Below are 20,366 nucleotides of genomic sequence, written 5' to 3' on the forward strand. Positions count from 1 at the left end.
ATGAAGAGAGAGTTTATTCAACAAAAGAAATACGTTCTTTATTTTATGAACGAAAGGATTATCTAATGAATCATTTACTGATTAAATTCATTCATTACCTGTAAGAATGGCTTTTCCAGCCAAACCTTACATGCCTCAGCACTCTTATTTACAGCTTCCTTTGTTAGCGGAAGATCTTCTTTGTTGAAACGTCCTAACACATAATCAGGTACCTTCATACCGTTCCTTGGTCGGTCAATTCCAATCCGTATTCTGTTAAATTCTTGGGTTCCCAGGTGTGCCACCGTTGATTTTATCCCGTTATGCCCGCCGGCACTCCCTTTTTGACGAAGCCTGATTTTCCCAACCGGCAAGTCAAGATCATCGTAGATGACCACAAAGTCTTCTAACTCAATCTGGTAATAGTCCATTATCGCTCTAATTGATTCTCCAGAAAGATTCATATAAGTTAAGGGTTTTAGTAACACCACTTTTTCACCTTTATAAAAACCAATTCCAAATAGTCCCTTGAATTTTGATTGATTTAAAGGAATATCTAATTGATTCGCAAGCTCATCAATGACATGAAAGCCAATATTATGTCTCGTGTTTTCATATTGCTTCCCAGGGTTTCCTAAACCAACAATTAATTTCATTCTTACCCTCTCTTTCGGCCCAGTCCACCTGTTTAAAAATTTACGGAACATCTTTTTTCTCTCCCAGTTAATAATACGTCTTTTTTGAGATAAATGCGACAAAGACGTAACCTTATCTAGGTTACGTCCGCATTTATTATTCGCCGACAGGTTCTGTTTCTCTGCCTTCTTCGTTATCAGGGTGACCGCCTTCTTGCTGCTCTCCTGCATTAATTTCCTCTTCTTGTCGAGGAGGCAGAATGCTGGCGATAACTTCATCTTCTTCATGATTAATCGTAAATGATCCTTGATAAAGGATATCGGAAACCTTCATGGTTTCGCCAACCTGGAGGTTACTTACATCTACTTCAATTTGCTGTGGAATTTCTGATGGAGTAGAGGTAATCGACAATTCATGAACAGCTTGCTGGAGAACACCGCCATCCTTTACTCCAGCTGCATCGCCAGTTAGGACTAGTCTTACGGTTACGTTAATCTTCGAGGATTTATCAACAGCCAGAAAATCGACATGGATGATTTCCTTTTTAATAAAGTCCTCTTGATAGTCAGTTAAAACGACATCATGCTTACTGCCGTCTATATCAAGTGAAATTACTCCATTCCTGCCTACGTTTCGAATAGTCTTTGTTAAATCAGCCGAGCTGACAGAAACAGGTTTACTTTCAACCTTCCGCCCATAAATGACAGCAGGAATGTTACCAGTTTCTCTAATCCTTCTTAACTCCGAACTGCGAAGTTCCTTACGTTCCTTTGCTTGTAAAACCGTACTCATGCGTTTAGTCACCTTCCTAGTTTTGTTCTTAACTGTCTCTATAAAAATTCCCCAAAACAGGAAGGTCTAAACATTGAATTTATTTGCTGTGTTAATTTGGCCTGTTGATTTGTGCTCCAGGCACTTCGCTTTCCGCGGGCGGTCTGGGGAGCCTCCTCGGCGCATCCGCGCGCCTGCGGGGTCTCCCCTGCCCCGTCCTCCCGCAGGAGTCTCGCGCCTTCCGCACAAATCAACAGGGTTACAAAATCATGATTATCCGTTAACACAGCCTATTTATTAATCAAATAAAGTACTTACTGATTGTTCTTCATGAACACGGATAATCGCTTCGCCCATTAACGGTGCCACGGAAAGTTGAATGATTTTATCTGTCTTTTTCTCTTCTGGCATAACGATAGAATTGGTAATAACTAATTCTTTAATTTTTGAATTTTGAATTCTTTCCATCGCCGGTCCAGATAGAACAGGGTGTGTACAGCAAGCATATACTTCTTTTGCACCATTCTCTACCAGCGCATTTGCAGCTAGTGTGATGGTCCCCGCCGTGTCAATGATATCATCAATTAAGATAGCAATTTTCCCTTCGATATTACCGACAATATTCATGACTTCTGCAACATTCGGCCGCGGACGACGTTTGTCAATAATCGCAATAGGTGCTTTTAATCGTTCAGCTAACTTTCGAGCTCGCGTTACACCGCCATGGTCAGGAGAAACGATAACGATATCACCGTTAAATTCTCTCTTTTTAAAGTATTCCGCTAAGATCGGTACGCCCATTAAATGATCGGTTGGAATTTCAAAGAATCCTTGAATCTGTGGTGCGTGTAAGTCTAAGCAGATAACACGGGTTGCCCCTGCAGTTTCAAGAAGGTTTGCTACTAATTTAGCCGTAATTGGCTCACGAGCACGTGCTTTACGATCCTGACGGGCATAGCCATAGTATGGCATAACAATATTGATCGTTTTCGCAGAAGCTCTCTTCAGAGCGTCGATCATAATTAACAATTCCATGATGTTTTCATTAACAGGTGAGCTAGTCGATTGAATGACGTATACATCACAGCCGCGGATACTCTCTTCGATATTAATTTGAATTTCTCCATCACTAAATCTTGTTACAGAGCTTTTTCCTAAATCTACACCAATAACCTTGGCTATCTCTCTCGCTAAAGGTAGATTTGAATTTAGACTAAATACCTTTAAGTTTGGATCTAAGTATTGATTCGACATAATGCCCTCCAATATTCATGCTTATTTTTTCTTATTAAGCTTATCGACATAGTTTTCCTTATTTACCTGCTGTGAACGTGCAATCGATAATGCATTTCCAGGGACATCCTTCGTAATGGTTGAGCCCGCAGCTACATAAGCTCCTTTTCCAACGGTAACTGGCGCAACTAGGTTAGAGTTACAGCCTATAAAGACTCCATCCTCAATCCTTGTTAAAAATTTATTTTTTCCATCATAATTAACTGTTATTGATCCGCAGCCGATATTAACATCACTGCCAACCTCTGCGTCACCAATATAGCTAAGATGTGAAGCTTTACTTCCCTTACCGAAAACAGCCTTTTTAATCTCAACAAAGTTTCCAATTTTCACTTCATCATGAATATCGGAATCAGGTCTTATATGTGCAAATGGGCCGATATTAACAAGAGACCCAATCGAACTATTATAAGCAGCAGATTGACGGATTACCGTTTCATTCCCTACCTCACATGTATCAATTTCTGAGTTTGGTCCAATTTGGCAGTCTGCACCAATCACGGTCCTGCCTTTTAAGATTGTACCTGGAAGAACAATTGTATCCTGACCAATTACAACATCCGATTCGATGTATGTATTCTGAGGGTCAATAATCGTGACACCATTACGCATATGACTTTCATTTATACGACTGCGCATTATACTTTCTGCTTCAGCCAAAGCAACTCTATCATTAACACCTAACGTTTCTTCAAGATCAGTCGTTTGGAACGCAGTAACAACTTCTCCCTGATTTTTAAGGATTTCAACTACGTCCGGCAGGTAAAATTCTCCTTGAACATTATCATTTGAAACCTTCTTCAATGCTTCAAAGAGTGCAGCATTATCAAAACAATAGGTACCTGTATTAATTTCATTTATTTCCCGCTCTGTCTCTGTTGCATCTTTATGCTCAACAATTTTTTCAACAAAGCCATTTTCATTTCGAATAATTCGACCATATCCTGTCGGGTCACCAATTCTTGCGGTTAGAATTGTCGCCTTTGCTGATAATTCCTCATGATGTTTAAATAATGACTCCATCGTCTCTGCTTTAATTAGAGGCGTATCACCACAAACTACAATGGTAACCCCTTCTTTACCCTCAAGGATCGTCTGTGCCTGCATAACAGCGTGTGCAGTTCCTAGCTGCTCTGCTTGAAGGACATAATGACTTTCTTCCCCTAATTGAGCTTTCACCATATCAGCTCCATGACCAATCACGGTAACCAATTCTTGAATATTTAGCTTCTTCACTTGGTCAACAACATGTTGAACCATCGGCTTACCACATACAGGATGTAATACTTTATATAGCTTTGACTTCATCCGAGTACCTTGTCCTGCGGCCAAAATCACAGCATAACGATTATGCATGTTCAAGTCCTCCAATTTACCTTTTTATCCAAGGCTCTTTTTTCAAATGTTGTTTCTTTTAGAAAAAAATACTAATGATTGAGCGTTCTTTTCATTGAAAAGCCTTCACTTTATGAGAAAAGAGCCTGTAAACTTCGTTCTAAAGCTTTAAAATCGGCTTTTAGATTTTAACAAACATTATTAAAAAACAGCCTTATCCATTAAAAATATTAACGTAATTAGTCAGTCATTTCAAGGAATGTAAGAAAAGTGTCCGAATTTGTTATTTTGAAAAAATTAAGATGGAAGGAAGGAATAGAGGTTATATATCGGGGTGACATAAAAAAAGAGCACTACTTGTTGTAGTAGGCTCTAGTTGAATACTACTTTCTAGGAAGCTCCGGCTTCTTCAAATTCTACCTCTAACTCACCTAAGCGGTGATACTCAGCCAGGACAGCTTCTTGGATTTTTCCACGTGTTCCAGAGTTGATTGGATGCGCAATATCACGAAATTCTCCGTCTGGAGTACGTTTACTTGGCATAGCCACAAATAAACCATTGTTGCCGTCAATAACGCGGATGTCATGAACAACGAATTCATTGTCTAATGTAATTGATGCAATCGCTCTCATTCGGCCATCCGTGTTAACACGGCGTAATCTTACGTCTGTCACTTCCATGTGCTCACACCCTTTTCCTATGTTAAAAAGCTAGTGTTATTAATTCAACATGGTTTCTAGTAAATCCTTCTTAATCTATTAAATATTTTAAAAATATTTTAGACAAAATGGTGAACATTTTTAAAAGTCAGATATTTTAGTATTAAATATAGTGGTTATAGAATAAAATAAAAAAACGCTCGATTATTTCACGAGCGCAATGACTTCAATTTCCACCAATGCATCTTTCGGTAATCTTGCTACCTCTACACAAGAACGCGCTGGTTTATTCGTTGAGAAGTACTCACCATATACTTCATTAATTGCTGCAAAGTCATCCATACTTTTAATAAAAACAGTAGCCTTAACGACTGTTTCAAATGAAGCCCCTGCAGCTGTCAGCACGGCATCCAAATTTTTAAAAACCTGATGAGTCTGTTCTTTTATACCGCCTTGGATCATAACTCCCTCTGCAGTAAGCGGGATTTGACCAGAACTATAAAAAAGATTATTTACAATGATTCCTTGGGAATATGGTCCTATAGCGGCAGGCGCTTGGTTTGTTTGAACAACTTTCATACTATTCCTCCGTTCTGCGTTTAAAATAATTACCCTCTGTAACCTGAATTCTCTTTTCTTTTACGTCCACATCCGTTAGTTTAACCAGTGATTTGTATTCATCAACAAGTCGTTCTTCAATTTTCTCAGCTTCAACCAAAACGGCGATACCAGCAACTTGGCCATTAAATTCTTCTAGCAAGCTGATCATTCCCATTACAGTTCCGCCTGCTTTCATAAAGTCATCGACAATCAAGACCCTGGATCCTTGAGCCAAACTCCTTTTCGAAAGAACCATCGTTTGAATTCTTTTTGCCGAACCAGAAACATAGTTAATACTGACGGTTGGACCTTCTGTTACTTTACTATCTCTTCTAACAATCACAACAGGTGTATTTAGTTGGCTAGCTACAGCATAAGCAAGTGGAATCCCTTTTGTAGCTACTGTCATGACCACATCAATTTTAGTATTTACATAGGCTGAGGCAATAATCCGGCCAGCTTTTTGAACAATAGATGGGTCACCGAGAATATCAGTTAAATACAAGTACCCCCCTGGCAAAAGCCGGTCAGGGTGTTCAATTAACGAACATAATTCATCTACAAATGGTCTTGCCTCTTCATCACTTACATTTACAAAAAATTTAACCCCACCCGCTGCACCAGGTACAGTTTGCAGCGTTCCGATTCCTCTTTGTTCGAAGGTTTCCTTAACTATTGCTAAGTCTTCACTAATAGAAGATTTCGCAGAAGAATAACGTTCGGCAAAGAAGGTAAGCGGTACCAGCTGGCGCGGATGGTCAAGTAAATAGCTTGTCATATCTATCAATCGTTCACTGCGGCGAAACTTCATAGCAATCCTCCAAAAAGACGAATATTCTATTTATAGGATATCACTAATGTACGTTTTTAATCAAGAGTGTGTCGTTCACCGAGCATTCTCACAGCGAATACTTGGTCACAAAATCCTCTCAGCCCGTTATAGATTCGATGCATTCTTGAATCATGCTGGACAATACCAAAGACGGTTGGTCCGCTTCCGCTCATCAGTACTGCATCAGCACCAAAACGCTTCATTTGCTCCTTGATTTGCGCAACCTCCGGATGAAGTTTCAATGTAACATCCTCTAGGACATTTCCAACATTTTCACATACACTTTCATAGTCATTGTTTTGAATCGCCTTGACCATCTCGCCAATTTCCGGGTGCTTCATTCCATTTAAATCTAAACGGCGATAAACCTCTGCTGTCGAGACCCCGATAAACGGTTTTGCTAATATGACCCAGCATGTTGGCGGAGCAGGAAGGTCTGTAATCATTTCACCTCTGCCTTTCGCTAAAGCTGTGCCGCCATAGACACAAAATGATACATCCGAGCCTATTTCCGAACCAAGACTGGCTAATTCGTCCAACGTTAACCCGAGTTCCCATAGTTTGTTAAGACCCCTAAGAGTTGCAGCCGCATCACTGCTGCCCCCGGCAAGTCCGGCCGCAACAGGGATTGTTTTTTCAATGGTGATTTGGACTCCTTTTTTTACTTGATATCGGTCCTTTAACAATTGTGCAGCTTGAAAGGCTAAGTTCCTTTGATCATCTGGAACATATCGATTGTGGGAAAGAATATGTATTTTATCCTGCTCTAATAAGGTTAGTTCAACCCGATCCGCCAAATCAATCGTTGTCATGATCATCTCAACTTCATGGAAACCATCAGGACGCTTATATAAAACATCCAGTGATAAATTGATTTTGGCTGGAGCTTTTACTAAAAGCTTCAATACGCACACCTACACTTCTATCGTTCATATATTTTTTCCTATTTTACCACAAAACTTCTGATAGGAAAAAAGTCTATTAATAATATTTAACGCTGTTTCACAATGTTTGTTGCTTTTTGAATTTTTTCAATCTTATCCTTATGAAAAAGGTATTTGGACAGCTTCAGTTTTTTTGGGGATTGCCTTATCCGAATGAGACCGGCATTCTGACAGCTCCAGCTTTTCTAAGGCTTGTCCTGTTCGAATAGGCATTCACGAATTCTTTTACATACCTAAAGGCCAGGGGGATTCTACCCCTGGCCTTGCCGTGGTGTTTGTTTTGTTTAAACATTGAGAAGCGCAGTGCTGCTTTTCAACTTGCTGCCTGTTTTAAGAGTTTCTGTTGTTTTTCATCAGCTGCTCTGAGGCTAGTTCAATTGCACGTTTTACCATGTTTCCTGCGTCCTTAGCTCTGATGCCGCCCCAGCCCTCTTTTTGAACGACATCGTAAAATCCTAGCTCTTTTGCAAGTTCTTCTTTAAATTGACTAGACATTACACCTCTTCTTCTTGCCATCTAAACAACCCCTTTTTTACACTCACGGCACTATTAGTATGGTATTAAGTGTTTTTTTTATTTTGAAAAAGCAAAAGGCAGAAAATCGGATGATTTTCTGCCTTAAAAATTGCCCTATATTCTAACTTAAAGCTATGTTTCCTGCTGCGTCTTCGTAGAAGGTTATTTGAACTGTCTCAGTAAGAACATCTGCATAGCTGTATGAAACTCGTTCAAATGAATTCTCTTCTTGATCTAACTCGATTACAAAAACCGAAGGGTACGTTTCGGCTAATACGCCTGATCGTTCGATTGTCTTTCTACGTCCTCCGTTTGCCTTGAGCAACAATCTTTTCCCTAAATTTGAATCAAGAGCCTTTTTAATATCGGCTAAGGTTTTTGGCATTCGGTCCACCTCACTGTGTAAAGTATATCACACTGACATAGTCCTTGTCAAATAAAAACATAAAATTATATCAGTCCGACAAAAAGATTGTCAATATCTTTTCTTCTACTTTTTCTCCTAATTTTCAACAATCATTATAGTTTCCTTAACAAGGGCGGATTATGTGTATATAAAAAAAATAAGCCTTTATTTTTTTTTTAAGGCTGTTTCCCTAATGATGGTTGTTAAAATCCTAAAGCCGATTTTAACGTGTAAATAGTTATTTTGAACTTTTGAATTTAGTTTACTGGCTCTTTTCTTATAAAATAAATGTAGTTTTCTGTTGAAACTTTAGCTACAATCTTTAAATATTGTTTCAATAAGCAACAAAGTATAAGAAAAGAGCCTTTCCTAAAGGCTTATGACTCTTCTTCCTGGACAGGATTATAAGGCATTCCTGTCCGTAAGACTCCTTTAGTTTCAATGCCTCCCAGTCCTTTTTCTCCTGTAAGTGTGTTTCTTAATACATCCCAAACATTGATACTTTCCATAAACGGCGTGAAGCTGATTTTCGCAACGATATAAACGGGGTCTAGAGCGTGTATATTGATTCGTGATGGGGAACTAGCAAAATTTGCTCCTGCATGTATTAAAGACTCAAAGTGTGATTGACAGGCGCCTGCAAAAATGACGAGTTGATCTAAATGGGGTATTTTTCTGCGTGCCTCCTTGACGGTTTGGACGAAGTGTTTCGAGTGGCGGTATGCATTAAGATCTGTTATCTTTCCCTTCGCCTTTGAATAGGCATCATGGCCAGTAATGACTAAAATATCAGGACGGTATTGATCGATTAAACTGCCAATTTTATTAGGCATTTCCTTTTCATTACAATGAATGCCATAGACAGGAATACCAATTTTCTCGTATACATTCATGCACTTTTGTAGGTAATCTGAGTCTCCATCTAAATGAAGAACCCTGCCTGGCATTTGAAAATAATTGGCGGGCTGAACATAGCCTCCCGTTGCTTCATAGTCCTGCCTTTGCTTTAGTAAATCTACGTCCTGTGCAAATAAACGGAAGGATTGCTCCTCAAGGGTTTTGTATTCCTGTACGATTCTTGACCTTACATTTGGATTAATCACTACTAAATCATCGTAAGGTGCATCTGCCATCAAACGAATATCCTCACCATATAGGATTGCAAATTTCTGGCCATTTAGTGTTTGAATATCAATAACTCGGAATAGAATATCACAGTTATAGGACCGTCTGCCGACAATATCCATCTTCTTTATATTCACTGCTGTCACTCCAATTAGACCAGCATATAGGCCTTCCAAATAAAGTTTCTCTGTGATAGGCTATGCAACTACACAGAATTTTGTGAATGGCCTCCTATAGCCAAAAAAAAATAGACCATAAAGGTCTATTGGAAATAATGAAGCAATTCATCACTCAAACGGCCAAATTCCTGAACAGACAGGGTTTCCCCTCTTCTTGTCGGCTCAATACCAGCTGCATTTAGTGCACTTATAATTTCTTCCTTCTTTTGTTTTCCATCCGGAAGCTGGCTGGTCAAATTATTTAGCAACGTTTTTCTTCTTTGGGCAAAACTTGCTCGTGTTACTTGGAAAAAGAACGTTTCATCTTTTACGATAACAGCTGGTTCTTCCCTTTTTGTTAAGCGAATGACAGCCGAATCTACATTTGGCTGAGGAACAAAGACTGTTTTTGGAACTATCATAACTGTCTCAGCCTTTGTATAGTACTGTACAGCGATGGAAAGTGACCCGTATTCCTTTGTCCCCGGCTTTGCTGAAATGCGATCTGCGACCTCTTTTTGAAGCATACACACGATGCCTCGAATTGGGATTTGTTCCTCCAGAAGTTTCATTATAATCGGAGTGGTTACGTAATAAGGAAGATTAGCCACAACCATAAGGTCTTCGGTATTTGTAAATTCTTTTTCTATGACTTCCTGAACGTCGGCCTCCAGTATGTCTTTATGTATCACTTTTACATTTTCATATGGTGAAAGAGTATCCGCCAGTATTGGTAATAATCTCTGGTCAATTTCAAAAGCAACAACTTTTTTACTCCTGCGTGCAAGCTGTTCTGTCAGAGCTCCAATACCAGGTCCAATTTCTATTGTCCCTGAATGATCTCCCAATTCAGCGAAATCAACAATTCTATGTAAGATATTTGTATCTATTAAAAAGTTTTGACCTAGACTTTTCTTAAAAGAAAAGCCGTATTTTTCTAGTATCGCACGGGTACGAATCGGGGTAGCAATGTCTTTATTCATTTTTTTCCTCCTGTATGACAACCGCAAGGGCTTCTGCAAATTCCTGTCTGCTGATTTGGAACATCATTAATCTTTTATATAATTGTTTCCCATTGGTATAACCAATTTTCAAAAGTTTTCCCAACATGATCCGTCGTTCTTTTGAACCTGGTCCTCCGACGAGTCCGGCCATAATTAAATCTTCTTGTGTGATTTCCTCTTGGATACTCTCTGACATGGTTTGTGCGTCTCTTAATGCGTTCCTTATTGCCTCTAGAGAAGCGTGTTCCACGCCAAGACCTTTTCCGTTTTTAGCGATAGCCACTTCTTTTGGCAGGAAAGCATGTTTTGCGCCGGGTACTTTTTCAGCTATCGTCTTTCTGATTTTTTCTCCTGGAAAGTCTGGGTCTGTAAAGATAATAACCCCTCTGGTTTCTTGTGCTCTTTTTATTTTTTCAATGGTTTCCTCATTAATTGCAGAACCATTGGTTTCAATCGTATCCGCGTCAACTGCTCGTTTAATTGTAGTAGTATCATCTTTTCCTTCCACCACAATGAATTCCTTAATCCTCATTTTTTCCTCCGCACATGAATGATAAAAAATTAAAATAAATTGAAAAATAAATGAAACATTTTTGTAATGTCCATCGTCTATATTAACAAATCCATTCATATTATTTAGTAAATAGCTTAATGTGTTCGATGATGTAAGTATAAAGAATATTAGAGAAAAAGCAAAATGCAGAGGCTAAATTAAACCTCTGCAATGGTAAAGCTTATTGTAATATTTTAATCTTTACCTTTCTGACTCCCCAGCGGAAAGCCTCCGCCTTTGTTGGGAAAAAAACATCAATCTTGTGTCCCTTTATGGCACCGCCCGTATCAGCTGCTACCGCATAGCCGTAGCCTTCCACATAAACCTTCGTCCCCAGCGGAATAACTCGTGGGTCCACTGCAATTACTTTTGCACCTGGGTTAGCACGCAGATCAAATCCCGTAGCTGTTGTTCCTGAACAGCCGTTACAATAGGCAGTATAGGCAGTAGTATTAACATAAAACTCAGTTCCAGTTTCTGCTCCACGGGAAACTTGAATAGCTAAATCCTTCGTTCCGACAGCCACAACTTTATCGAGTTTCTCTCTAAGTTTCTGCTCACCAATTAATTTTCTTGAAACTTCTTTACCATTTTCCAAGATGACTTCATATTCTTTCGAAACAAGTCCCTGTTTGCCTTCGTTAACAGTTATTTGTTTTCCTTTTTCTAAGCCCTCATCCTTCTTGGTGATAACGGCAAATTGAATTGGTTCTTCCACTACATCGGTGACTTTTTCTACTCGAATGACATTAATAATGCCATCTCTTTGCAATGTCTCTGATAATGACGGTTCAACTCGGTCAAATTCATTAAGTTTAATTCCCTGTTGTGTTAAAAAGTCAGCGACCGTAGCCGAAGTGGACCAAACCTGTTGCTCTTTCCCGCCGTCAACTAGTGTAAGATGAAGAGCGAATTTAATGCGAATATCCATCTTGCTTTTAATCGTTTCCTGGGGTTTTGGTGAAATTTCATCCTGTTCGTTCAATACAATTTGTTGTTCTTTTAGTAGCTCAGCGACTGTACCTGCTGTTGTCCATATCGTTTTTTTCTCGTTGTCTTGGACAATTTGAACCTGCTTTGCTTGCTTCCAGACAATTTCTTGATTGTCTTTCACCTTAGCGTTAGCTGAAAGTGACAAGTAGTCTTTTGAGTTGAGTGGTACTTCAAGTTGTGCGAATACTTCCTTAACTGTATTGGCATGCGTTTTTATTACTTTTTGCTGTCCGTTAAGAGTTAATGCTAACGTTTTCTTAGATCCTTCATAGTATGAAAAACCAAGAAGTGCTGCTAAAACTACAAAACTAGCAAAAGTGATCGCCAACCTTTTACTACTCAAAGACTTGGAAAACAGGTTTTTCATGTTTTTGAATACGATGAAAAACGCCTCCTTCTCTCGGAGAGATTATTGAGAACCATGCTGTCGGCTGTCAACCCTTGCATTTGTTGTGAACGTATTTCCTATTATGCATATAGTTGGGAAATTTGCAAAGGGAAACTTATCGACACGGTTATCCTATGAAGAAAAGGAGACGTGTAGAACTTTAAGTTATAGCAAAAAATTCGGACAAGCTTCTATTTACTTCGACAAGCTTGTCTATCAGTTTATGTCGAATATTTTTTTTGCATTAGCAGTCGTTACATCTGCAACTTCTTCAAAGGATAGCCCTTTGATTTCTGCAATTTGCTCTGCGACTAACTTTACATATCCAGGTTCATTGCGTTTTCCACGATAAGGATGAGGAGCAAGATACGGACAGTCGGTTTCAATCAACAATTTTTCTATTGGAACTACGGCTGCCACTTCTTTGGGTTTTTTGGCATTTTTGAACGTAACAGGACCGCCAAGTGAAATGTAAAAATTCATTTTTAGACATTCGACGGCAACCTCGGGACTTCCGCTAAAGCAATGCATAATGCCTCCAACTTCAGCTGCTCCCTCCTCCTGTAAAATTTCTACAATATCAGCGGTAGCTTCCCGATTATGAATAACAATTGGAAGTTTTACCTTCTTAGCTAACTGAATTTGCTTTCGAAATACCTCTTTTTGGATATCTTTTGGAGACTTGTCCCAGTGGTAGTCTAGTCCCATTTCTCCTATTGCGACTACTTTTGGATGGGCAGCGAGTTCTTCTATCCAAATTAAATCTTCATCTGTCATATCAACGGCGTCTACTGGATGCCAGCCTACACAGGCGTAGATAAACTCATATTTTTCAGCAAGCTCCATTGCTTTATTGATAGTGGGTCTGTCAAAGCCCACACAAATCATATATGATACCCCTGCTTCCTGAGCCCTTTGAATAACTTCCTCAAGATCGTCCTCATATTGTTCAGCGTTTAGATGTACATGCGTATCAAATAACATAACTAAAACTCCTTTGTAGAATTTCAACACAGATTTATGTCGAACCAATAAAGAAAAAATGGAAATGCCACGAAATTTGTTTCACGTGGAACATTTCCATTCAAAAAACTACTTTACTTTTGAACCGTTAGGTAATGTTTGATCAACTGTGGCAAGTGACAAAGCCCCATCTTGCGATCCTGCTAATATCATTCCTTGTGATAATTCACCACGTAGTTTCACCGGCTTAAGGTTTGTAATACATATTACTTTCCTTCCAATTAACTCCTCAGGTTTATAATATTGAGCAATACCTGAAACGACTTGACGTTTTTCATAGCCTAAGTCTAACTGAAGCTTTAACAGCTTATCTGCCTTTTTAATTGGTTCAGCTTGAATGACTTCTGCTACTCGCAAATCAATTTTCATAAAGTCATCTATAGCAATCTCAGCGATTTCCTCTGGCTTTTCTACTTGCTTTTCTTCTTGTTTCTCCTCAGCAACAGAAGCTGGGCCTCCCATTTTAGCGCGGATAAATTCAACCTCATCTGCAATTTCAAGGCGCGGGAATAACGGATTTCCTTTTGAAACCTTTGTTCCGCTTGGAATAGCACCGAAACCAGCTAAACTATCCCATGTTTTAAGCTCCTCATTGTTAACACCCAGCTGTTCAAAAATACGATTCGGTGTCACGGTTAAGAATGGCTGTAGCAGAACTGCAGTTCTTCTTAGTGATTCGGCTAAATGTACCATTACACTAGCTAACTCATCCTTACCTTCTTCTGATTTTGCCAATGTCCATGGCTTTGTTTCATCAATATATTTATTGGTACGACTAACTAATTGCCAAATGGATGTTAAAGCAACTGAAAATTCCATTTTCTCCATGGCTTCCTCATACTTCGAGAACGTTTCTCGGTTTACTTGAAGTAACGCCTCATCGTATTCACCCGTGGAACCAGAATATGTTGGAATAATACCATCAAAGTATTTCTCAATCATTGCAACAGTACGGTTTAATAAGTTACCTAGATCATTGGCTAAATCGAAATTTATTCTTTCAACAAAACCTTCTGGTGTAAAAACACCATCTGCTCCGAATGGTACTTCTCTTAATAAATAATATCGAAGGGCGTCAAGTCCATACCGGTCAATTAACGTAACTGGATCCACTACATTTCCCTTTGATTTAGACATTTTTCCGTCTTTCATTAAAAGCCAGCCGTGAGCAAAAACCTTTTTAGGAAGTGGAAGGTCTAGAGCCATTAACATGATCGGCCAATAAATAGTATGGAAACGAACAATTTCTTTCCCAACAAGATGAACATCTGCTGGCCAGTAATTCAAATATTTACTATCATTCTCTGTTCCATAGCCGAGGGCTGTAATGTAATTAGATAACGCGTCGATCCAAACATAAATGACGTGCTTTGGATCTCCAGGTACTTTTACTCCCCAATCAAAGGTCGTTCTTGAAACAGCTAAATCCTCTAAACCAGGCTTAATAAAGTTGTTAATCATTTCATTTTTTCGCGATTCCGGCTGGATAAACTCTGGATTTTCTTCATAGTATTGCAGCAGCCGATCGACATATTTACTCATTTTAAAAAAGTAGGATTCTTCTTTGACAATTTCTACGCCTCTGCCACAATCAGGGCAATTTCCTTCAAGTAACTGACGGTCAGTATAAAAGGATTCGCACGGTGTACAATACCAGCCTTCATACTTGTCCAGGTAGATATCTCCCTGTTCAAGCAGTCTAGCAAAAATCTTTTCGACAATTTGCTTATGTCTCTCTTCCGTTGTTCGAATAAAGTCGTCATAAGAGATATCAAGCTTTTTCCATAAATCCTTAATCCCATCCACAATCTCATCAACATACTGCTGTGGGGATATCCCTTTTTCCTCTGCTTTGCGCTGGATTTTTTGCCCGTGCTCGTCTGTTCCTGTTAAATACATAACGTCGAAGCCGCGCATCCGTTTATAACGTGCCATTGCATCCCCTGCTACAGTGGTATAAGCATGACCAATATGTAAATTTCCGCTCGGATAATAAATCGGAGTGGTGAGATAAAAGGTTTTTAATTTTTCTTGCATTTGATACCCTCCTAATAGTAAACAATCGACTTTTCTATTAAAACATTATTACCTTTTTTCATCCTCTTATATCATCAAAATATACCCAAAAATCAATAAATGTGCAATAAAGCTCATTTATACAATAGATTTATTTTATCATTTTTTCCATCTCCCCCCAAAAAAAACGAGACCTCTGCGAAATTTATATTAATGAAATAGGTGATTTTTGTAGTTTTTTGTCGAATTTTATAAAAATGTTCAAATTTCTAATATAAACACAGCAATAATATTAAAAACCTATTTTACCTGAATGACCATTCATTATACACTGGTATATCAACATTCCTGCAAAATGATAATATTTGCCATTACATTTTATCATAAAGTAATTGACGGAAATGGGAATGGCTGGTATTATAAATTTATAAAAATATTGTCGAATAATGACGAATTGATAGAAAAATAAATTAATAGGTTTAATATGAGAGGAGCTATTAAAATGAAATCTACAGGTATTGTCCGTAAAGTTGATGAATTAGGTCGTGTAGTAATTCCAATCGAATTAAGAAGAACACTTGGTATCGCTGAAAAAGACGCATTAGAAATCTATGTTGACGATGAGCGCATTATTTTGAAGAAATACAAACCTAATATGACTTGCCAAGTTACTGGTGAAGTTTCTGATGATAACTTAGCACTTGCTGGCGGAAAGTTAATCCTTAGCCGTGAAGGTGCAGAACAGCTAGTAAATGAAATCAAAAGCCAATTTGAATTAGTAAAATAATATAATATTAATGAAGCTTCTCCTGCAAAGGGAGAAGCTTTTTTAATGATTATTGGTCGATATGGTACGCCTGATAAACCTCACGTTTATTTATGCCGCGATCTTTCGATGTTTGTTTAATTGCCTCTTTTGAAGGAAGTTCTCTTACACTTATGTAGTGATTTACATGTTCCTCGATCGACAAGGTTTCCCACCAGGAACTTTCTTCCTCCTTCAGTTTGCTTTCATCCGCACCTTCGATAATCAAACAAAATTCACCGCGAATTTCGTCCTGTTGCGACCATGCCAAAACCTCAGATAAGTTTCCTCTTATAAACTCTTCGAATTTTTTTGTTAACTCCCTGCAAATAGCTGCTTTGCGATCGCCTAGAATATCATACATTATAGTTAAGGTTTCTTTAAGCCGGTGTGGTGACTCATAGAAAACAAGAGTTCCTGTTTGTTTCTTTAAACCCTCTAACTCTGCCTTCTTTTCTTTTTTACTTCGATTTAGGAAACCATAAAAATAGAAGGGCTGACAGGTAAGTCCTGAGGCAATTAGTGCTGGGAGGGCTGCATTAGCCCCCGGTAATGGTACTACGGTTACCTTTTCTCTGATTGCAGCCTCTACAAGCTCATATCCTGGGTCTGATATAGCTGGCATACCAGCGTCACTTACCAAAGCAATTTTCATGCCGTCCTTGATTTTATGTATAAGCTTTTCCCCACTTGATTCTTTATTATGCTCATGATAGCTGACAATTGGCGTTTGAATTTCAAAGTAATTGCATAATTTCTTTGTATTTCTTGTATCCTCTGCTGCAATCAAATCTGCTTCCTTTAAAATCCTTACAGCACGAAAACTCATGTCCTCAAGATTGCCGATTGGAGTTGGAACAAGATAGAGTATTCCTTTTTGTGCTTCGTTCTCAAAGCTTTTCTGCTGCCACATTAAACACACCTCCTTTACTCTTCTCCATATAAAATCTTTCTGATTTCCGCTGTGTATTCCCCCTCTTCATTATAAACAAATAAGGGAGGAAGTATTTTTAAATCTGGGCTGCCATCTTTGATTGCTTCTATTAATAATGTATTGGCCTCTTTCCCCTGCTTGGGGTAGACTAACTGAATGCGCTTCGGTTCAAGACGATACTGCCTCATGACCGTAATGATATCCAGCAGCCTTCCCGGACGATGGACAAATGCCACCTTTCCGCCCTGTCTTACCAGCTGACTCGAAGCCCTTACAGCGTCTTCAAGAGTACAAAGTATCTCATGACGGGCAATAGCCAAATGTTCATTCGGATTTATTTCTTCTTTTGACGGTGTTATAAAATAGGGAGGATTGCAGGTAACTACATCATATTTTCCATAACCTAGTTGTTTAGGCATTTCTTTTATATCACCATGGATCATCTGAAGGCGTTCCTGAAGATGGTTATATTCAATACTTCTAACTGCCATGTCATAAAGACGTTCTTGTATCTCTACACCAATAATATTTCCTTTTGTCCTGGCACTTAAAAATAATGGGATAACACCATTCCCACTACAAAGGTCGATAATATTTCCTTTCTGAATTGGAACATATACAAACCGAGCAAGTAAAACTGCATCTAATGAAAAAGCAAAAACCGAGGGACTTTGAATAATTCTTAGATTTTCAGCAAGCAAATTATCTAGGCGTTCGTCATCCTTTAACATAACCATACTTATGCACCTCTAATTATATGTAAAAAAATAAGGCTGACCTGAGTCAACCTCTACTGAGTTATTTTTTATTAAGAAAGGAGAGACAAAATAAGCAATCGCCTTCCTTACGTAAGCTTCCAAAATGAAGATTACAAATGTGAAATCCTTCTTGGTAGAGACGAGCAAGATTATCATAGCCTTCTCCGATATCTAAAGTCCGATCTCTGTTAGACTCGCGAGAAGTTGTCCCTTTTTTCACTTTCTCATCTTTCTTTTCTTTGTCCGTGGTTACATCTAAACGGCGTCTTAGATGTTCGTTTTCTAGCTTTAAATAGTGATTCTCTTCTAGTATTTCGGCTAAATGCTGCTTTAATTCCCCGAGTTGCTGGTAAAGATGGCCAATTTGTGTTTCCATATTACTTACTGATTCAAATATCTCTTTTTTATCCACGTCGCACACCTCTTAATCTGTGGATTGTATAGACAAGGCACCCTCTTTAATGATTTCGTCCAATGTATACTCCAGAACTCGATCCTGGTCCTTTAGTTCCACCTGAAGTACCCGCTCTAATATATTTAATCCTACCACTTTTCCTCGACCTTGAGGAGTTTCAATTATTTCGCCTAAATCAGGCAGCTGCTCCTTAGCAGCTTCATATTCATCATTTTCATATTTTAAACAGCACATAAGTCTGCCGCATAAACCGGATATCTTTGTAGGATTCAATGAGAGATTTTGGTCCTTTGCCATCTTAATGGACACAGGATCAAAATCGCCTAAAAATGTGGAACAACATAGCATTCTTCCACATGGGCCAATTCCTCCAAGCATTTTTGCTTCGTCCCGAACCCCAATTTGGCGCAATTCAATTCTTGTCCTAAAAATCGACGCTAAATCTTTTACTAACTCACGAAAATCAACTCTGCCATCAGCAGTAAAATAGAAAATCACTTTATTTCGGTCAAATGTATATTCAACATCCACTAGTTTCATATCTAATTGATGTCCATTAACTTTTTCATTACAAACATCATATGCTTCTTGGGCAGCTTGTTTATTTTCTTCAACAATCATTCGATCCTTATGATCTGCAACTCTCACTACCTTTTTTAATGGTAAAACGACATCGTGCTCTTCAACCTGTTTACGTGGAACAACGGCCCTTCCGTATTCTACACCGCGTACTGTTTCGACAATGACAAAGTCGTCCTTTTGAATTGAGAGGTCTCCAGGATCAAAATAATAGATTTTACCCGCTTTTTTAAAGCGTACTCCTACAACATCATACAAATGAAGATCCCTCCTGCAATTTCAACACAAGCTCTTCCATCATTAGCTGCGGATTCATATTAGCCGCAAGCTTCCTTTTTGCCTCGAGAATAGCCGACATTTGATCCGATAACCGCCGTCCGGATGTTTCAAGAGCATACCGTCTTAACCGGTCACTTTCAGCTTTAAAGACGATTTGCTCCTGTTTATCTAGTTGTATATATAATAAATCCTTAAAAATAAGAAGTAAAAGATCTAAACCACGATTAATCTGTTCTTTCTCTTTAAAATGTGAGAACCAATCTCCTTGAAGAGTAACCATTGCTTCTAAAGGATTTTTTCTCAACACCTCATATAATTTTAACACTATTTTTTGAGCTTGTGCAAACCAATCATCGACATTTAATTCATATGCCTCATCAAGGTTATTCGTTAGCTGCGCTAATAAGGGCGCTTTCATTGGATTTACGCCATTTTCAGTCAGTTGGTTAATCATCGCTAATGGAGATAATGGTTTAAATGATAAAATTTGGCACCGCGAAAGGATAGTTGGCAGCAGTTGCTGAGGCTGCTCTGATAAAAGAAAAGCTGTTGTTTGTGAGTTGGGCTCCTCAAGAAACTTTAACAAACTATTTGCCGCACTCACACTCATTTTATCAGCGTCACTAATCATATAAACCTTTCTTGATGATTCCACGCCTTTTTTTGAAAATTCCTCCTGAAGGTCTTGAATTTGCTGCTTCTTAATCGATAATCCATCGGGCTCAACCTTATGGACATCCGGATGATTACCGCTATTAATCCGACGGCAATTATGACAGGCCTCACATGGTTTAAATCCTTCTATTAAAGACTCACAAAATAATGCTTTTGTAATTAATAAGGCAATTTCTTTTTTTCCAGTACCTCTAATTCCTTCAAGTAAATAGGCGTGGGCGACTCGCTCTTTCAACAAACTATTCTTTAACATTTTTAGCACGGCAGGCTGAAGTTCTTCCAGCTGGTCCCATGTTTTCACCAAGTTCATCACCCACTTATATTTAGTATAGATTTAAAAATGCATATATTGTTCAATTGGAAGAACAAAAACAGTAGCACCGCCAACCTCAACCTCAACTGGATAAGGAACAAAAGAGTCTGCATTTCCTCCCATAGGGGAAACGGGGGCCACTAATTGATCCCGTGATTTACAGTTATCTTTTATGATTTGCAAGGCACGATCTACACGTATATCTTCTGTTCCAATCATAAAGGTGGTGTTGCCAGATTTCAAAAAGCCGCCTGTAGTTGCCAGCTTTGTCGCTCTAAAATTATTATCAACCAGTGCTTTTGATAACCGATTGCTATCCTGGTCCTGAACAACAGCGATGATAAGTTTCATCTCTACCAACCCCTTCGTCAACATT

At 38.7% G+C, this 20,366-nt stretch carries 23 protein-coding genes; 1 reads left to right on the forward strand and 22 read right to left on the reverse strand.

The genetic code is table 11. The features are described from left to right. Nucleotides 1-74: 74 nt before the first annotated feature. The 16 genes from pth to metG all read right to left on the reverse strand — a co-directional run bounded on the left by pth (nt 75) and on the right by metG (nt 15,253). Nucleotides 75-635, reverse strand: a complete 561-nt coding sequence (gene pth / locus QFZ28_RS01930) for an aminoacyl-tRNA hydrolase (RefSeq protein ID WP_307193104.1) — start codon at nt 633-635, stop codon at nt 75-77. A gap of 136 nt (nt 636-771) precedes the next feature. After that, complete coding sequence (locus QFZ28_RS01935) at nt 772-1,407, reverse strand: 50S ribosomal protein L25/general stress protein Ctc (protein WP_307193105.1); 636 nt, start codon at nt 1,405-1,407, stop codon at nt 772-774. A gap of 276 nt (nt 1,408-1,683) precedes the next feature. Further along, nucleotides 1,684-2,640 (reverse strand): ribose-phosphate diphosphokinase, encoded by a 957-nt coding sequence (locus QFZ28_RS01940; RefSeq protein WP_307193106.1) that lies wholly within the window; start codon nt 2,638-2,640, stop codon nt 1,684-1,686. Between the two features lie 21 nt (nt 2,641-2,661). Then, nucleotides 2,662-4,035, reverse strand: coding sequence for a bifunctional UDP-N-acetylglucosamine diphosphorylase/glucosamine-1-phosphate N-acetyltransferase GlmU (gene glmU, locus QFZ28_RS01945; RefSeq protein WP_307193107.1), 1,374 nt, complete (start codon nt 4,033-4,035; stop codon nt 2,662-2,664). 369 nt (nt 4,036-4,404) lie between these two features. Continuing rightward, nucleotides 4,405-4,695: a septation regulator SpoVG gene (gene spoVG, locus QFZ28_RS01950; RefSeq protein ID WP_003347151.1), complete on the reverse strand. Its 291-nt coding sequence runs from the start codon at nt 4,693-4,695 to the stop codon at nt 4,405-4,407. A gap of 183 nt (nt 4,696-4,878) precedes the next feature. Continuing rightward, complete coding sequence (ridA, locus tag QFZ28_RS01955; protein ID WP_307193108.1) at nt 4,879-5,253, reverse strand: 2-iminobutanoate/2-iminopropanoate deaminase; 375 nt, start codon at nt 5,251-5,253, stop codon at nt 4,879-4,881. A 1-nt stretch (nt 5,254) separates the two neighbouring features. After that, nucleotides 5,255-6,085 (reverse strand): pur operon repressor, encoded by an 831-nt coding sequence (gene purR, locus QFZ28_RS01960; RefSeq protein ID WP_307193109.1) that lies wholly within the window; start codon nt 6,083-6,085, stop codon nt 5,255-5,257. A 56-nt stretch (nt 6,086-6,141) separates the two neighbouring features. Further along, nucleotides 6,142-7,011 carry a 4-(cytidine 5'-diphospho)-2-C-methyl-D-erythritol kinase gene (gene ispE, locus QFZ28_RS01965; RefSeq protein WP_307193110.1) on the reverse strand — a complete coding sequence of 290 codons (870 nt, stop codon included), beginning with the start codon at nt 7,009-7,011 and terminating at the stop codon, nt 6,142-6,144. 369 nt (nt 7,012-7,380) lie between these two features. Further along, the gene (locus QFZ28_RS01970) at nt 7,381-7,566 is read right to left on the reverse strand and encodes a small, acid-soluble spore protein, alpha/beta type (RefSeq protein ID WP_307193111.1); all 186 of its coding nucleotides are present in this window, start codon (nt 7,564-7,566) and stop codon (nt 7,381-7,383) included. 121 nt (nt 7,567-7,687) lie between these two features. Next, nucleotides 7,688-7,951, reverse strand: a complete 264-nt coding sequence (veg, locus tag QFZ28_RS01975) for a biofilm formation stimulator Veg (RefSeq protein ID WP_132097037.1) — start codon at nt 7,949-7,951, stop codon at nt 7,688-7,690. Between the two features lie 398 nt (nt 7,952-8,349). Next, nucleotides 8,350-9,234 (reverse strand): sporulation peptidase YabG, encoded by an 885-nt coding sequence (gene yabG, locus QFZ28_RS01980; RefSeq protein WP_307193112.1) that lies wholly within the window; start codon nt 9,232-9,234, stop codon nt 8,350-8,352. A 125-nt stretch (nt 9,235-9,359) separates the two neighbouring features. After that, nucleotides 9,360-10,238: a 16S rRNA (adenine(1518)-N(6)/adenine(1519)-N(6))-dimethyltransferase RsmA gene (rsmA, locus tag QFZ28_RS01985; protein WP_307193113.1), complete on the reverse strand. Its 879-nt coding sequence runs from the start codon at nt 10,236-10,238 to the stop codon at nt 9,360-9,362. Then, nucleotides 10,231-10,791, reverse strand: a complete 561-nt coding sequence (gene rnmV, locus QFZ28_RS01990) for a ribonuclease M5 (protein WP_307193114.1) — start codon at nt 10,789-10,791, stop codon at nt 10,231-10,233. The genes rsmA and rnmV overlap by 8 nt, the downstream gene beginning before the upstream one ends. A gap of 202 nt (nt 10,792-10,993) precedes the next feature. Next, nucleotides 10,994-12,172, reverse strand: a complete 1,179-nt coding sequence (locus QFZ28_RS01995) for a G5 and 3D domain-containing protein (protein WP_307193115.1) — start codon at nt 12,170-12,172, stop codon at nt 10,994-10,996. Between the two features lie 237 nt (nt 12,173-12,409). After that, nucleotides 12,410-13,177, reverse strand: coding sequence for a TatD family hydrolase (locus tag QFZ28_RS02000; protein WP_307193116.1), 768 nt, complete (start codon nt 13,175-13,177; stop codon nt 12,410-12,412). 108 nt (nt 13,178-13,285) lie between these two features. Further along, nucleotides 13,286-15,253, reverse strand: coding sequence for a methionine--tRNA ligase (gene metG, locus QFZ28_RS02005; RefSeq protein ID WP_307193117.1), 1,968 nt, complete (start codon nt 15,251-15,253; stop codon nt 13,286-13,288). 475 nt (nt 15,254-15,728) lie between these two features. Between metG and QFZ28_RS02010 the strand changes: the two genes are divergently transcribed. Next, complete coding sequence (locus QFZ28_RS02010; RefSeq protein WP_174524443.1) at nt 15,729-16,019, forward strand: AbrB/MazE/SpoVT family DNA-binding domain-containing protein; 291 nt, start codon at nt 15,729-15,731, stop codon at nt 16,017-16,019. Between the two features lie 49 nt (nt 16,020-16,068). Here QFZ28_RS02010 and rsmI read toward each other — a convergent pair whose 3' ends face one another. From rsmI to QFZ28_RS02040, 6 genes are all read right to left on the reverse strand, one after another. Continuing rightward, complete coding sequence (gene rsmI, locus QFZ28_RS02015) at nt 16,069-16,950, reverse strand: 16S rRNA (cytidine(1402)-2'-O)-methyltransferase (RefSeq protein WP_307193118.1); 882 nt, start codon at nt 16,948-16,950, stop codon at nt 16,069-16,071. Between the two features lie 14 nt (nt 16,951-16,964). Then, on the reverse strand, nt 16,965-17,708 hold the full coding sequence (locus QFZ28_RS02020) for a tRNA1(Val) (adenine(37)-N6)-methyltransferase (protein WP_307193119.1): 744 nt from the start codon (nt 17,706-17,708) through the stop codon (nt 16,965-16,967). Nucleotides 17,709-17,769: 61 nt separating this feature from the next. Beyond that, nucleotides 17,770-18,141, reverse strand: a complete 372-nt coding sequence (yabA, locus tag QFZ28_RS02025) for a DNA replication initiation control protein YabA (protein WP_307193120.1) — start codon at nt 18,139-18,141, stop codon at nt 17,770-17,772. 12 nt (nt 18,142-18,153) lie between these two features. Beyond that, a complete protein-coding gene (locus QFZ28_RS02030) occupies nt 18,154-18,981 on the reverse strand; it encodes a PSP1 domain-containing protein (protein ID WP_307193121.1) in 828 nt (275 codons plus the stop codon). Next, entirely contained in the window at nt 18,974-19,981 is a 1,008-nt protein-coding gene (gene holB / locus QFZ28_RS02035) for a DNA polymerase III subunit delta' (protein ID WP_307193122.1), read from the reverse strand. The genes QFZ28_RS02030 and holB overlap by 8 nt, the downstream gene beginning before the upstream one ends. Nucleotides 19,982-20,011: 30 nt before the next feature. Then, nucleotides 20,012-20,341, reverse strand: coding sequence for a cyclic-di-AMP receptor (locus QFZ28_RS02040; RefSeq protein ID WP_045515592.1), 330 nt, complete (start codon nt 20,339-20,341; stop codon nt 20,012-20,014). Nucleotides 20,342-20,366 lie beyond the last annotated feature (25 nt).

Origin of the sequence: Neobacillus niacini (genome assembly GCF_030817695.1) — a bacterium.
Lineage (GTDB): Bacteria > Bacillota > Bacilli > Bacillales > Cytobacillaceae > Neobacillus > Neobacillus niacini_F.

What these genes read in the sequence shown, in the direction of transcription:
- pth (WP_307193104.1), bottom strand. Translation starts at nt 635, where the DNA reads ATGAAATTAATTGTTGGTTTAGGAAACCCTGGGAAGCAATATGAAAAC.
- QFZ28_RS01935 (WP_307193105.1), bottom strand. Translation starts at nt 1,407, where the DNA reads ATGAGTACGGTTTTACAAGCAAAGGAACGTAAGGAACTTCGCAGTTCG.
- QFZ28_RS01940 (WP_307193106.1), bottom strand. Translation starts at nt 2,640, where the DNA reads ATGTCGAATCAATACTTAGATCCAAACTTAAAGGTATTTAGTCTAAAT.
- glmU (WP_307193107.1), bottom strand. Translation starts at nt 4,035, where the DNA reads ATGCATAATCGTTATGCTGTGATTTTGGCCGCAGGACAAGGTACTCGG.
- spoVG (WP_003347151.1), bottom strand. Translation starts at nt 4,695, where the DNA reads ATGGAAGTGACAGACGTAAGATTACGCCGTGTTAACACGGATGGCCGA.
- ridA (WP_307193108.1), bottom strand. Translation starts at nt 5,253, where the DNA reads ATGAAAGTTGTTCAAACAAACCAAGCGCCTGCCGCTATAGGACCATAT.
- purR (WP_307193109.1), bottom strand. Translation starts at nt 6,085, where the DNA reads ATGAAGTTTCGCCGCAGTGAACGATTGATAGATATGACAAGCTATTTA.
- QFZ28_RS01970 (WP_307193111.1), bottom strand. Translation starts at nt 7,566, where the DNA reads ATGGCAAGAAGAAGAGGTGTAATGTCTAGTCAATTTAAAGAAGAACTT.
- veg (WP_132097037.1), bottom strand. Translation starts at nt 7,951, where the DNA reads ATGCCAAAAACCTTAGCCGATATTAAAAAGGCTCTTGATTCAAATTTA.
- rsmA (WP_307193113.1), bottom strand. Translation starts at nt 10,238, where the DNA reads ATGAATAAAGACATTGCTACCCCGATTCGTACCCGTGCGATACTAGAA.
- rnmV (WP_307193114.1), bottom strand. Translation starts at nt 10,791, where the DNA reads ATGAGGATTAAGGAATTCATTGTGGTGGAAGGAAAAGATGATACTACT.
- QFZ28_RS01995 (WP_307193115.1), bottom strand. Translation starts at nt 12,172, where the DNA reads ATGAAAAACCTGTTTTCCAAGTCTTTGAGTAGTAAAAGGTTGGCGATC.
- QFZ28_RS02000 (WP_307193116.1), bottom strand. Translation starts at nt 13,177, where the DNA reads ATGTTATTTGATACGCATGTACATCTAAACGCTGAACAATATGAGGAC.
- metG (WP_307193117.1), bottom strand. Translation starts at nt 15,253, where the DNA reads ATGCAAGAAAAATTAAAAACCTTTTATCTCACCACTCCGATTTATTAT.
- rsmI (WP_307193118.1), bottom strand. Translation starts at nt 16,950, where the DNA reads ATGTGGCAGCAGAAAAGCTTTGAGAACGAAGCACAAAAAGGAATACTC.
- QFZ28_RS02020 (WP_307193119.1), bottom strand. Translation starts at nt 17,708, where the DNA reads ATGGTTATGTTAAAGGATGACGAACGCCTAGATAATTTGCTTGCTGAA.
- QFZ28_RS02040 (WP_045515592.1), bottom strand. Translation starts at nt 20,341, where the DNA reads ATGAAACTTATCATCGCTGTTGTTCAGGACCAGGATAGCAATCGGTTA.